The following is a 12,790-nucleotide window of genomic DNA, read 5'->3' on the forward strand; positions in this document are numbered from 1 at the left end:
TATGTTGCAAACTGATCTATAGAATATTTGCTGTGGTAAAAAGAGAGGAACCTTTTGTAAATTTAACAAGATATAATTTGCATATGTCTTAGAATACACGAATGATTTTTATTCGTGCATTCGTGGCTAAAAATAAGGTGTAAGTTTGCTGAAAATCCCATATTGAGCGGAATATTCTTATGTCTTAAAACTATTCACAAGGTAAGTAAAACCTCTGTGTCTTTTTGTCTTTTCAGCCTATTATAAAATTTGATATTTTTATTTTCAGCAGCTGGTGTAGCCTATATTCATTGTGTTTTCACCTTATACTTCAGTGGTTGTAACTCCAAATTTCTGTTTGAATGAAAAATAAAAATGAGACAGATTTTCAAACCCCAGGTCCAGATAAATATCTGACGGCCGTTTTTCCTTATTTTTAATTAAATAATAGGCTTCCTTTAATCTTCTTTCTTTCAGCCATTGTTTTGGACTCATGTTGAAGAGCTTATTAAAATCACGCTTAAATCCGGAAAGACTACGTCCTGTAAGCTTGGCAAAAGATTCTAGAGATACGTTAAACATAAAATTCTTATTCATAAATTCCTTCAGATCAATTTTATGAGGTTCTGAGAAATCAAATAAGAGGTTTTTTACATCAGGATTACTCTGCAGAAGAAGTTCTATAGCTTCTTTTACTTTTAATGCAGCCAATCTTGGCGGGATGTCTTTTGTTTTATCAACATAAGGGATAAGTGACATAAAATAGGTCTTAAAAAAAGCATCCGGTTCAAAAAACAGTTTTTGCTGATCAGAAAATGGGAGATCTGCCATTATTTTATTTTCTGCAGAATACTGTCTGAGGGTATCTGTATCCAGTGTAATGGAAAGAAACTGATACTTTTCATTCTTTGAAGGATATTTCATCGTCCTGATAAGTTGATTTTTCCTTACCAGAACTACTGTATTTTCCTTAATTACAGTTTTGCCCTGTTCATGGAAGGCATGCGTTTCTCCCGACAGTTGAAATCCTAAAAAATGATCAGGAATAAATTCTTCATGTCCTTTATAAGACTCAAAAGCACATGAATACACAAGTTTATCAAATATGATCTCAGAAGTCTTTTCCATCTTACAAATATCTGAAATTTAACCCATTGCACCTGCAATTTCTTTATCCTTTTCTGGAGTTCTGCCCGAAGACGTAATAGCACCCAATATCTTTCCTTCAGAGTTCTTGATACTCCCTCATTTGAATTAAGTATCCCATATCAAAAGCTCATTGTTTTATTGTTCAAAAGCTCCCTTTTAGAAGTGAAATAAGATAATAGAGCAATTGGAATTATTGTTGAGATTCGTATCTTTCAAAAAATAAAAACTAATTTATGATTAAAATTAAAACACTCGTTTTAATTCTTGTCACATCTTCTGCCTGGACCTTTGCCCAGAATTGTACATGTGAAAGTAATTATCAGTGGGTGAAAAAAACATTCGAGGAAAATGATGCAGGTTTTCAGTATGTCATTGATAAAAAAGGAGTTCCGGCTTATCAGGCTCACAATAATGAATTTCTTAACAAAATACGAAATGTAAAATCAGATACAGAATGTAACCAGACAATTTATGATTGGCTCAAGTTTTTCAGATCCGGCCATTTTTCAATTTCAAAAATAGAAAGTAATAAAGAGCAGGCAGAGCCTCAACCTCAGGCTAAGGAAACAATAAAATCTGATCTTGTAAAGGTAGATCTTGAAAAGTTTAAAAAAGAAATTGAATCTAAAAAAGAGTCTGACCTGGAAGGAATTTGGGAGACTGATCCTTATACTATAGGAATTAAAAAGTTTGGAGATACTTACAAAGGCTTTATTATCAAGTCAGGTGCTGAAAATTGGAAACCTAATGAAGTAAAGCTGATCATCAATGCTGATAAAACAACAGGTGTTTTTTATGTAAGAGATAAAACCAAACAGGAGGTGAATAATATTCATTTTGTGGGCAAAAATTATCTGGAAATCGGAGATTTTACCTTAAAAAGAATTTCTCCGAAGTTTGAACGTGAAAAAGGAGTTGAAACCTATTATGAAGCAGCTATGGCCCAGAAACCTTTTTTAAAAGAGCTGAATAAGACGACCCTTCTTTTGAGAATTTCCTCTTTTAGCGGAGCCTTGAAAAAAAATATTGACAGTGTAATTGCAGCTAATAAAACCAAAATTGAGAGCACTGAAAATCTGATTATTGATATCCGGAACAACGGTGGCGGAAATGATTCCAGTTACAAGAATATCACCCCCTATCTTTATACCAACCCTATCAGAACTGTCAGAACACAATTTTATTCTACCAAACTGAATAATCAAAGAATGATGTTTCTTTATGAGAACTATGAAAAATATGGAATATCAAAAGAAGACAGAGAGTTTCTGAAAAAATCTTACGATAAATTAAATGCAAAATTAGGACAGTTTGTTTCTTTACAGGAGGATGACAACACAGTAGGCATTGATAAACTTGATACCATTTATCCTTATCCGAAAAACGTAGGAATCATTATCAATAAAGGAAACGGAAGTACTGCTGAAGAATTTTTACTCGCAGCAAAACAAAGTAAAAAGGTTAAACTTTTTGGAACAACAACTGCTGGAGTGCTGGATATTTCAAATATGTATTACGTTACTTCTCCATGCAATGATATCAAATTCGGGTACAGCCTCTCAAAAAGCTTCCGTATTCCGGACATGGCCATAGACGGAAAAGGAATTCAACCGGATTATTTTATAGATACAACCATTCCGGAACATCAATGGATTGAGTATGTAAATGAAGTGTTAAATGCAAAATAACAAAACAAGCTGTTTCAAGATGAAGCAGCTTATTTTTTTCTCTATATGATTCAGAGTTCTCTAAATGAGAATTCAATAGAAACAGACTTTAACTCATTTATTTAAATAACCCAAATTCCATTGGCTTTAGCCAAAACTTAATAAATAGTATGATTCATAAAATTTTTGCTTTTTACATTGGGAATTTAACACATAGTTTAGATTCCTACGGAATGACATATTGCGTTATTAACAAACAAAAATATTCGTGAATTAGTGGCAATCATCAGCCGTCTACAATTTTATCGCAGATAAAATCCTTATGCGTTTAGAAACAGAATCTACTGAAAAACCCGCACGACTTCGTTTTCCAATTACATATTTTCAATCAAAACATCGATTATATTTAGCTTTGAACTATAAAAAAATAAACAGTTTATTGTAAATTGGTTAAGTTTTTGAAGCATTTTATACAAACCAATCACACCATTGAAACTAATCACATTTACCAAAAAAGGAATTTACTGTCCTCAGGGAAAATTCTATATAGACCCCTGGAGGCCTGTAGATATGGCAATTATTACTCACGGACATGCCGATCATGCCCGCTGGGGAATGAAGAAATATCTTTGTCACCATTTTACCAAACCTATTTTATACCAAAGAATTGGAAAGGATATTGAATGCCAGAGCGTTGAATATGGTGAGAAGACCAATATTAATGGTGTAAATGTCTCGCTTCATCCTGCCGGACATATTATTGGTTCTGCACAGATAAGATTAGAATACAAAGGATTTGTGACTGTCATTTCCGGAGACTATAAAGTTCAGGAAGATGGTCTGAGCACTCCTTTTGAACTGGTGAAGTGTAATGAATTTGTTACAGAAAGTACTTTCGGGCTACCTATTTATAACTGGCTGGAAGTAGATGATCTTAATAATAAGCTTCAGAACTGGGTATTGAAAAACCAGGAAAACAGCAAAACCTCAGTGTTCATTGGATATTCTCTGGGAAAAGCCCAGCGTATTATGAAAGCTGTAGAAGGACTGGGTAAACTCTATGTTCACTACTCTATTGGAAAACTTAATGAAGCCTTTGAAGCGGTAGGAATCAATCTTCCTGAATATACTATTGGCGATTTCAGAGAACGTCCGAAAGAGATGGAGCATGAAATTGTTATTGTTCCCCCGGCTTTGCTAGACAGTAATGTGATCAAAAAAATTCCTGATCCTGCTACGGCAATATGTTCAGGGTGGATGCAGGTTCGCGGGGCCAGAAGATGGCGCAGTGCAGATGCCGGATTTGCCATGAGCGATCATGCCGATTGGAAAGGCCTACTGCGGACAGTAAAAGCTACAGAAGCAGAGCTTGTACATGTGACCCACGGGCAGACAGAGGTATTTTCAAAATACCTGAATGAAACTGGGATTAAAGCAGATGTTGTAGAAACGCTGTTTGGTGAAGATGAAGAAGTATCAGAAAAAGAAACCATTGAAAATTCTGAATCATGAGACATTTTGCAGATCTTATCAACGCCTTGGAAACCACCAATAAAACCAATGCTAAAATAGATGCTATCATTGATTATCTGGAGCGTGCTCCGGATGAAGATAAAGTATGGTTTATTGCACTGTTCACAGGAAAAAGGCCCAAAAGAAATGTTAATACCAATCTTATGAAAGAATGGGCATTGGAAATCACAGGACTTCCTTTGTGGCTTTTTCAGGAAAGCTATTCCTCTGTTGGGGACCTTGGAGAAACTCTTTCACTGATCCTTCCGCCGCCACAGAAAAAAATTGAACGCAGTCTTTCTCAGTGGATGAAGGATATTATTGATTTAAAAGATAAAAAAGAAACAGATAAAAAAGAATTCGTACTCCATTCATGGAACGGATTGGATTATACAGAACGCTTAATTTTCAATAAACTAATTGGTGGGAGTTTTAGAATTGGAGTGTCAGACAAAACATTGATCAATTCGTTGACAAAATTCTCCGGGCAGGAATCCAGTACACTGATGCACAGTTTAATGGGAAAATGGCTGCCTGATGAAACATCTTTTAAAGAATTAATTTCAGCTGAAAATATCAATCCTGATAATTCCAAACCCTATCCTTTCTGTCTGGCCTACCCTCTTGAAAAGAATCTTGAGGAATTGGGACAGCCCGATGAATGGCAGGTAGAATATAAATGGGATGGCATTCGCGGACAGATCATCCGCAGAAATGATGAAGTTTTTATCTGGTCCAGAGGCGAAGAACTTGTCACAGACCAGTTTCCTGAGATTGCAGAAGCTGTAAAGATGATGAAAGGAAACTTTGTATTAGATGGAGAAATACTTGCAGTAAAGGATGGTAAGATTTTAAATTTCAATGAATTACAGAAAAGGTTAAACAGAAAAACTTTAACCAGAAAAATGCTTACTGAAATCCCGATAGAAGTATTTACCTACGATCTGTTGGAACTGGAGAACAATGATTTGAGAGACAAACCCATTGTAGCAAGAAGGGCCCTGCTGGAAGAATTATTATTGAATGAAAATACAGAAAATATAAAGCTTTCGCAGCGTATTGATTTTGAAGAATGGGAAGAGCTGAACGAGATCCGGGAGAACTCAAGAGCGATAAACAGTGAAGGCTTAATGCTAAAACAAAAAAGCTCACCTTACCATGCAGGAAGAAAAAAGGGCGACTGGTGGAAATGGAAAATCAATCCTTTTACCATTGATGCGGTACTGATCTATGCCCAAAAAGGAAGTGGCAGGCGAAGTGCCTATTACACTGATTATACTTTTGCTGTGAAAAACGAAGATAAATTGGTGACCATTGCGAAAGCTTATTCAGGATTGACTGATAAAGAGATAATGGAGGTCAGTAAATTTGTGACTAAAAATGCGGTTGAGAAATTCGGACCCGTACGAACCGTAAAAGCAGAGCTTGTCTTTGAAATTGCTTTTGAAGGAATCGGATTCAGCAACCGTCATAAAAGCGGTGTAGCACTTCGGTTTCCAAGAATTGTAAGATGGCGGAAAGATAAAACTGTAGATGAAATTGATACCCTCGAAGAAATCAAAAAATTAATACAATAAAGTGGCAGCTTTTGAAAATACCGATGGATTTACTATCATTCAGCAGTGGATGAAGGATAAGGATATGTCCCCATTTAAATTTCAGACCGATACATGGCGGAAATTCGGAAGCGGATACAGCGGTATGGTTGTTGCGCCTACAGGATTTGGGAAGACCTTTTCTGTTTTTTTAGCATTGGTCACTGATTTCCTCAACCATCCTGAAAGTTATAAAAAAGGGCTTAAAATGGTCTGGATTACACCACTTCGGTCTTTATCCAAAGATATAGCCAAAGCCATGCAGGAAGCCATGGACGAAATCGGGTTAGATTGGGTGGTAGGTGTAAGAAATGGCGATACGGATCCTAAAGTCCGGCGGCAGCAGGTAAAAAAGATGCCTGAAATCCTTGTGGTAACTCCTGAAAGTCTCCACCTTCTGCTCGCTCAGAAAAACCATGAGAATTTTTTCAGGGATATGAAATGTGTTGTAGTGGATGAATGGCATGAATTATTAGGTTCAAAACGAGGTGTCATGATAGAACTGGGAATATCACAGCTTAGGAAATATGTTCCCAAAATAAAAATCTGGGGAATTACGGCTACCATTGGAAACCTGGATGAAGCAATGGATATTCTGATTCCATATGATATTAAGAAAACGAAAATCACAGCCAAAGAACATAAAAAAATAGATATTATCCCTGTCTTTCCGGATGAAGTTGAAATATTACCATGGGCCGGACACCTTGGGCATAAACTCGCAGATAAAGTAGTTCCTATTATTTTAGACTCAAAATCTACCATTGTTTTTACCAATACAAGAAGTCAGAGTGAAATGTGGTATCAGCTATTATTGGGTGCCTATCCTGATTTTGCAGGACAGATTGCAATCCATCACAGTTCCATTGATGCTCATTTGAGAATCTGGATCGAAGAAAACCTTAGCTCAGGAAAATTAAAAGCTGTTGTTTCCACTTCATCATTAGATCTTGGAATAGATTTTAAACCTGTTGATACAGTGATTCAGATCGGATCAGCAAAAGGAGTAGCCAGATTTCTTCAGCGGGCCGGACGCAGCGGGCACTCCCCTTTTGAAACCTCTAAGATCTATTGTGTTCCTACCCATTCTTTAGAATTGATTGAAGTATCCGCCTTAAAAGAAGCTGTAAAACAAAAAGTAGTGGAACCCAGAGAGCCTGTGGTTCTGTGTTTTGATGTTTTGGTTCAGTTCCTGATGACTTTAGCTGTTGGAAACGGTTTTTATCCCGATGAAACCTACGAAAGAATTAAAAAAGTATATGCTTTTCAGGAAATCATGGAAGAAGAATGGAAAAGCATCCTTGAATTTCTCACCATTGGCGGCAGTGTTTTAAAAAGCTATGAAGAGTTCCATAAAGTTGTGATTATGGAAGATGGTTTGTACAAGGTAACTTCCCGAAAAATAGCCATGCTCCACCGTATGAATATGGGAGTCATTGTTAGTGATGCCATGTTGAAGGTCAAGTTTATTTCGGGCGGTTATGTAGGAATGATTGAAGAATATTTTATTTCCAAGCTGAAAAAAGAAGAAAGGTTTATTCTGGCAGGCCGAACTCTGGAGGTAGCGATGATTAAAGATATGACCGTTTATGTAAGATCGGCAAAAGGAAAAGCCCTGGTTCCAAGTTATCTTGGCGGAAGGCTGCCTTTAAGTTCTGATCTTGGACATTTTTTAAGAGAAAAGCTTTCACATGCTTTAAACCCGAAGACTTCAGAAAAAGAATTGAAGTTCCTGCATCCGCTCTTAATCAATCAGGAAGAAAACTCTCATATTCCTAAAGAAAATGAATTTTTGGTGGAGATGATTAAAAACCGTGAAGGCTATCATCTGTTTATGTATCCTTTTGAAGGCCGTCTGGTACACGAAGTGATGGCTGCATTAATTGCTTACCGTATCTCAAAATTAGCTCCTATTTCCTTTTCAATGGCAATGAACGATTACGGATTTGAATTGTTCAGTGATAAGGAAATACCGCTGAATGAAGAAAATTTACAGCAGATATTAACCAGAGATAACCTGATGAATGATGTGATTGCCAGTATCAATTCTGCTGAAATGGCAAGAAGAAGATTCAGAGATATTGCAGTGATTTCCGGGATGGTGATTCAAAATTATGCAGGGAAACAACGATCCAATAAATCATTACAGAGTTCAGCCGGATTGATCTTTAAAGTACTGGAAGACTATGATTCTGGGCATTTTTTAATCAGACAATCCTACACCGAAGTTTTTAACATACAGCTCCAGGAACAACGGCTTGTGGAAGCTTTTAAAAGAATTGAAAAATCTACGGTTATTTTAAAACATTCCCGTTCTTTTACTCCTTTAAGTTTCCCAATCAAAGTAGACAGCCTTAGACAGACCCTTTCCAGTGAAGGGCTGGATGCAAGAATTAAAAGAATGCTTAAACTTTGAAACCCCTTTACTGATGATCATTATCAGCTTTAAAGGAGTTAAAAAATGTTTCTTTTTATAGCGATAAAATTTCAATAATTTCGTAACTTAGAGTATCTTCTTAGAAGAGTAAAAAATTCAAATAATGGCAAAATTGTTTTTAGTCCGTCACGGACAGTCGCTCTGGAATCTTGAAAACAGATTCACGGGATGGCAGGATATCGATATTACAGAAACAGGAATTGAAGAAGCAAAAAATGCAGGAATTGCCTTAAAAAAAGAAAAAATAGACATTGCCTTTACTTCTGTATTACTCAGAGCAAAACATACCCTTTCCATCATTCTTGATGAAATAGGAAAACCCAATATTCCTATTGTGATGGATAAAGCTTTGAATGAACGCTCTTACGGAAATCTTGAAGGTCTTAATAAAGCCGAAACAGCATTGAAATACGGAGATGAACAGGTTTATACCTGGCGCCGCTCTTATGATGTGGTTCCACCGGGTGGAGAGAGCCTTAAAGATACTTATAACAGGGTGATTCCTTATTTCGAAAAGGAAATTGCCCCTCTCCTGAAAAAAAATGAAAATGTACTGATTGTTGCTCATGGAAATAGCCTTCGTGCACTCATCATGTATCTGGAGCACCTGTCTCCTGACGAAATTCTGGAAAGAGAAATTGCAACCGGAATTCCGATCACTTATATTTTTGATGAAAATTTTCATGTAAGCAGAAGAGAAGAATAATTATTATTAAAAGAACCTTGAGTACGAAACGCTACACTTTAATCCCAAAACCCTGAACTGATCCACCGTGTTTATAACCCTTAAAGAAATTACCATTCAAAATGAAGCTCTTACCCTTACCAATCAGCGTGCTGTATTTTGGAAAAAAGAAAAAGCTCTGATTCTTTCTGATCTCCATATAGGTAAAACGGCTCATTTCCGTAAAAACGGTATTGCTGTAGCCAATCATATTATGAAAAGTGATCTGCAGAGATTATCCGCATTGATTGAGTATTTTCAGCCTGAAAAATGTATCGTTGTTGGCGATCTACTTCATGCCGGTGACAATTCTGATGTGGATGAATTTTGTAAATGGAGAAATCAGTATCCTGATTTACAGTTTTATCTTATTGAGGGAAATCATGACCGTATTTCAGAAGCCTTGGAGAAAAAGCTCTGTCTGGATTTTAAAGCCTCATTATTAGAATTGGGGATGTTTACGTTGATTCATGATTTTGATAAGGCAAGATCCGGGTTTCAGATCACCGGTCATATTCACCCTGGAGTTGTTTTAAATTCTGCTGTAAAAAGAATCAGACTTCCCTGTTTTGCGATTAGTAAAAACCAGCTGTTACTTCCCGCATTCAGTGAATTTACAGGTTTGGACACGAAAAATCTTCCTAAAAACAGCAGGTTTTTTGTGTTTACAGATGCTGAGATTTATGAAGTTTGATTTTTTAAATGAAAGAGTTTAATTTCTAAATACCTACTATAATTTGATAAGTTACAATTCTGATCAGTGATTATAAAAAAATAAAAGGAGATTTAAGATCTCCTTTTTATATTACCAGTCGTTACTTGTTTCGTGTTTTTTGTTCATTGCTTCCTTTAGATCTTTTATATTCAGCTGCACATTCATGTCAATTACATCCTTTAAATCGTTCCATGCCTTTTCATTTGGCTCTCCCCAAGTGGGCTTTGGCGCTTTTTCAGCACTAGTTATAATGCCATAGTCCGTTTTCCTGCATCCATAGCCTCCAGAGCCTTGATGATCAAATGTGTGAAACGAATATTTATACTTCCCATCTTTCAGGTAAATACTTAATGTTAGCCTAATAGGTCCTTCAACACATCCAGATCCAAAATAACTTTTCTTATTCCTATATTCTATTATTCCACTGGCACTAATTTCTCCAAGAACTTTATCATCAACTTCAACCGAACTTGTTTTTTTATTAAAATTACTACCAATCCAATTTCGTGCGCGGTTGTATAATTCATCTTTCGTTGCTGTAGAATCTACAGTAACTACTTCTTCATATTTTAACTCCTGCCCACTTAGTAAGGTTCCAAAAAGTAGCACTCCAATCATTAATATATTTTTCATCTTACCAATCGTTATTAGTTTCATTTGATTTCTTCATTACATCTATTAATTGAGCTATTAATAATTTAATTTTCGCTCCAGTCTTTTCTTTTACATCAAACCATGCATAATCATCTGCAATCATCTTTCCTTTTACTGGCGCTTTTTCAGATAAGGTTAATTGCCCATAATCCAATCGTTTACATCCAGAACCTCTTGATCCATTATGAATGAGGGAGTTAAATGAATATTTATATTTTCCATCTTTAAAATAAATACTAAACTTATAAGACAAAGGTCCCTCAATACATGAGTATCCCATGTATTTTTTATCAGCTCTATAATCAAATTCTCCTACTCCACTAACCTCTCCTAATTGCGCATCTTCAGTTGTTATTGAATTTTTGCCTGATTTGAAATTCTGCCCTGCCCAAGTTCTTGCTCTGCTAAAAAGTTCTTCTTTTGTTAAACTTGAATCCGTTTGAATGACTTCCTCAAATTTTAATTCCTGAGAAAACACAATAATGCTGAAAAACAAAATTGGAAACGCATAAAGTCTTTTCATGTATTAATTTTTCCACAAATATAGAAATATAAGTTATTTACAATTTCACGGTTTATCGTAAATCTTTATTTATGATAGGTTTAAAAGAAATTTCATTTAAGAGTTATCTGTTATATTGTGAATTAATAAATGCATAAAATACATAGTGAAATATTATAGATTAATAGTATTTTCACAACCTATTGTAAAACAATTACTATGAAAAAATTAGTTACTTTAAGTACTGCTATTGTATTTTCGTTTCATTTCTACTCTTCTGAGCGGACAGGAAATATTATTTTGCAGGAGACAGTCACGAAAATTGATACAAAACAAAAATTAAAAAACAAGGCTACAAATATAAATGAGGTCATTGATCCAACAAAATCAGACAAACCTTGGTAATGTTCTAATATCCTATTAATTTGTATATTTACCACTCAATGTAAAACAATTACCATGAAAAAACTAGTTATTTTAGCAGCAAGTACTGCTATCGTATTTGCACTTCACTCCTGCTCTTCTGAACGAGATGAAAATGTTACTCCGAAAGATGCGGCCATGAAAATTGATGCGAATTTAAGTAAACAAGGGGTAAAAATAGATTCCACTAAAATAAAATTATCTACTTCTAAGGGGGCAGAACCCATCAAACCTGATAATCCAGACGAGACCATTGATCCAACAAAACCAGACAGACCAAGATTGTAAGATTATATCATTAACTTAGTCAAAATCAACTTATTGATTCCTATGACTTTACTGCCTTTAAAATAAAGCAGCATAATAATATAAACTTTGCGTCAAGTTAAAATAAATCAGGGCAGATCTTCGATCTGCCCTGATTCCTTTATTATATCTTTATTTTTCTATCATAAAATGATTGTTTAACTTTCTTCCTCATTCAGCCATACTACTTTCTGTACAGATGAATGTTCCTGCCCTATAATTTCTCTGTAAAGTTCCGGTCTTCTTGCATTCAGATATCTGTATCCTCCTGCCTGAGTAAGTTTTTCAGGAGTCAAAACAGCCGATTCAAAACTATCCTCAAACGAACAACATTCTGCAATAACATCACCAAAAGGATCAATAATCATTGAACATCCATTTTTAAGCTGGTCATCATCCATCCCAATAGGATTTGAAAAAACAATATAAGCTCCATTGTCATAAGCCCTGGCGGGAAGCCATTTCATCAGCCAGTCTCTCCCTTTCATTCCATTAAACTCCAGACGTAAAGACGTAGGATCGTCTACCCTGTTCTCCCAAAGCTGGGGATCTACAAAACCAGCTCCCGGTCTTGTGGAAGGCGTACACATGGTTACATGAGGCATGAAAATAATATCAGCACCCAGAAGTCTGGTCGCTCTTACATTTTCAATAATATTATTATCATAGCAGATCAGAATACCGCATTTCCATCCCAGAATTTCAAATACACAATATTCATTACCCGGACTAAGATGAGGATTGATAAAGGGATGTAATTTTCTGTATTTTGCCTTCAATCCTGTTTTATCTACGCATACATACGCTTTGAAAAGATTGTTATTTTCATCCTTTTCAAAAAGTCCCACCAGAATTGTGATATTATATTGATTCGCGATCTGCTGTAGCCTTTGAATACTTTCACCATCAGGAATAAACTCAGCAATATCCAGAAGCTGATCTTTGGAAAGTTTTCGGGCAAAAGTATATCCTGTGATGGAACATTCGTGAAAAACAATTACATCAGAGCCCTCGTAAGAAGCTTTTTGAGCTAGTTTTTCAATAACAGATAAGTTATATTCCTTATCTCCACTTTTGTTTTCAAACTGTGCCGTTGAAATTTTAATATTCATTGTTTTTTTTCAGCA

12 protein-coding genes are annotated in these 12,790 nt (G+C 35.6%); 8 read left to right on the forward strand and 4 right to left on the reverse strand.

Going from position 1 to position 12,790, the window contains the following annotated elements; genetic code table 11:
* Positions 1-303 precede the first annotated feature (303 nt).
* Positions 304-1,107: a helix-turn-helix domain-containing protein gene (locus tag DRF65_RS19925; protein ID WP_115972504.1), complete on the reverse strand. Its 804-nt coding sequence runs from the start codon at positions 1,105-1,107 to the stop codon at positions 304-306.
* A 254-nt stretch (positions 1,108-1,361) separates the two neighbouring features.
* Here DRF65_RS19925 and DRF65_RS19935 point away from each other — a divergent pair, with 254 nt between their 5' ends.
* The 6 genes from DRF65_RS19935 (at position 1,362) to pdeM (ending at position 9,757) form a co-directional block, all read left to right on the forward strand.
* Complete coding sequence (locus tag DRF65_RS19935; RefSeq protein WP_115972505.1) at positions 1,362-2,816, forward strand: S41 family peptidase; 1,455 nt, start codon at positions 1,362-1,364, stop codon at positions 2,814-2,816.
* A 468-nt stretch (positions 2,817-3,284) separates the two neighbouring features.
* A complete protein-coding gene (locus DRF65_RS19940; RefSeq protein WP_115972506.1) occupies positions 3,285-4,307 on the forward strand; it encodes a ligase-associated DNA damage response exonuclease in 1,023 nt (340 codons plus the stop codon).
* The gene (locus DRF65_RS19945; RefSeq protein ID WP_115972507.1) at positions 4,304-5,884 is read left to right on the forward strand and encodes an ATP-dependent DNA ligase; all 1,581 of its coding nucleotides are present in this window, start codon (positions 4,304-4,306) and stop codon (positions 5,882-5,884) included. The genes DRF65_RS19940 and DRF65_RS19945 overlap by 4 nt, the downstream gene beginning before the upstream one ends.
* Position 5,885: 1 nt before the next feature.
* Positions 5,886-8,318 (forward strand): ligase-associated DNA damage response DEXH box helicase, encoded by a 2,433-nt coding sequence (locus tag DRF65_RS19950; RefSeq protein ID WP_115972508.1) that lies wholly within the window; start codon positions 5,886-5,888, stop codon positions 8,316-8,318.
* 124 nt (positions 8,319-8,442) lie between these two features.
* Positions 8,443-9,045: a 2,3-bisphosphoglycerate-dependent phosphoglycerate mutase gene (locus tag DRF65_RS19955; protein ID WP_115972509.1), complete on the forward strand. Its 603-nt coding sequence runs from the start codon at positions 8,443-8,445 to the stop codon at positions 9,043-9,045.
* A gap of 67 nt (positions 9,046-9,112) precedes the next feature.
* The gene (gene pdeM / locus DRF65_RS19960) at positions 9,113-9,757 is read left to right on the forward strand and encodes a ligase-associated DNA damage response endonuclease PdeM (protein ID WP_115972510.1); all 645 of its coding nucleotides are present in this window, start codon (positions 9,113-9,115) and stop codon (positions 9,755-9,757) included.
* Between the two features lie 111 nt (positions 9,758-9,868).
* Here pdeM and DRF65_RS19965 read toward each other — a convergent pair whose 3' ends face one another.
* Both DRF65_RS19965 and DRF65_RS19970 read right to left on the reverse strand, forming a co-directional pair.
* Positions 9,869-10,411: a DUF4468 domain-containing protein gene (locus DRF65_RS19965; RefSeq protein ID WP_165852277.1), complete on the reverse strand. Its 543-nt coding sequence runs from the start codon at positions 10,409-10,411 to the stop codon at positions 9,869-9,871.
* A gap of 1 nt (position 10,412) precedes the next feature.
* Positions 10,413-10,955, reverse strand: a complete 543-nt coding sequence (locus DRF65_RS19970) for a DUF4468 domain-containing protein (RefSeq protein ID WP_115972512.1) — start codon at positions 10,953-10,955, stop codon at positions 10,413-10,415.
* A gap of 198 nt (positions 10,956-11,153) precedes the next feature.
* Between DRF65_RS19970 and DRF65_RS19975 the strand changes: the two genes are divergently transcribed.
* Together DRF65_RS19975 and DRF65_RS19980 are read left to right on the forward strand one after the other, a co-directional pair.
* Entirely contained in the window at positions 11,154-11,339 is a 186-nt protein-coding gene (locus DRF65_RS19975) for a hypothetical protein (protein ID WP_115972513.1), read from the forward strand.
* A 54-nt stretch (positions 11,340-11,393) separates the two neighbouring features.
* The gene (locus DRF65_RS19980; protein WP_115972514.1) at positions 11,394-11,645 is read left to right on the forward strand and encodes a hypothetical protein; all 252 of its coding nucleotides are present in this window, start codon (positions 11,394-11,396) and stop codon (positions 11,643-11,645) included.
* A gap of 176 nt (positions 11,646-11,821) precedes the next feature.
* On the opposite strand, the gene DRF65_RS19985 is transcribed toward DRF65_RS19980, so the two are convergent.
* Positions 11,822-12,775 carry a nitrilase family protein gene (locus DRF65_RS19985; RefSeq protein WP_115972515.1) on the reverse strand — a complete coding sequence of 318 codons (954 nt, stop codon included), beginning with the start codon at positions 12,773-12,775 and terminating at the stop codon, positions 11,822-11,824.
* Positions 12,776-12,790 lie beyond the last annotated feature (15 nt).

Source organism: Chryseobacterium pennae, from assembly GCF_003385515.1.
GTDB lineage: Bacteria > Bacteroidota > Bacteroidia > Flavobacteriales > Weeksellaceae > Chryseobacterium > Chryseobacterium pennae.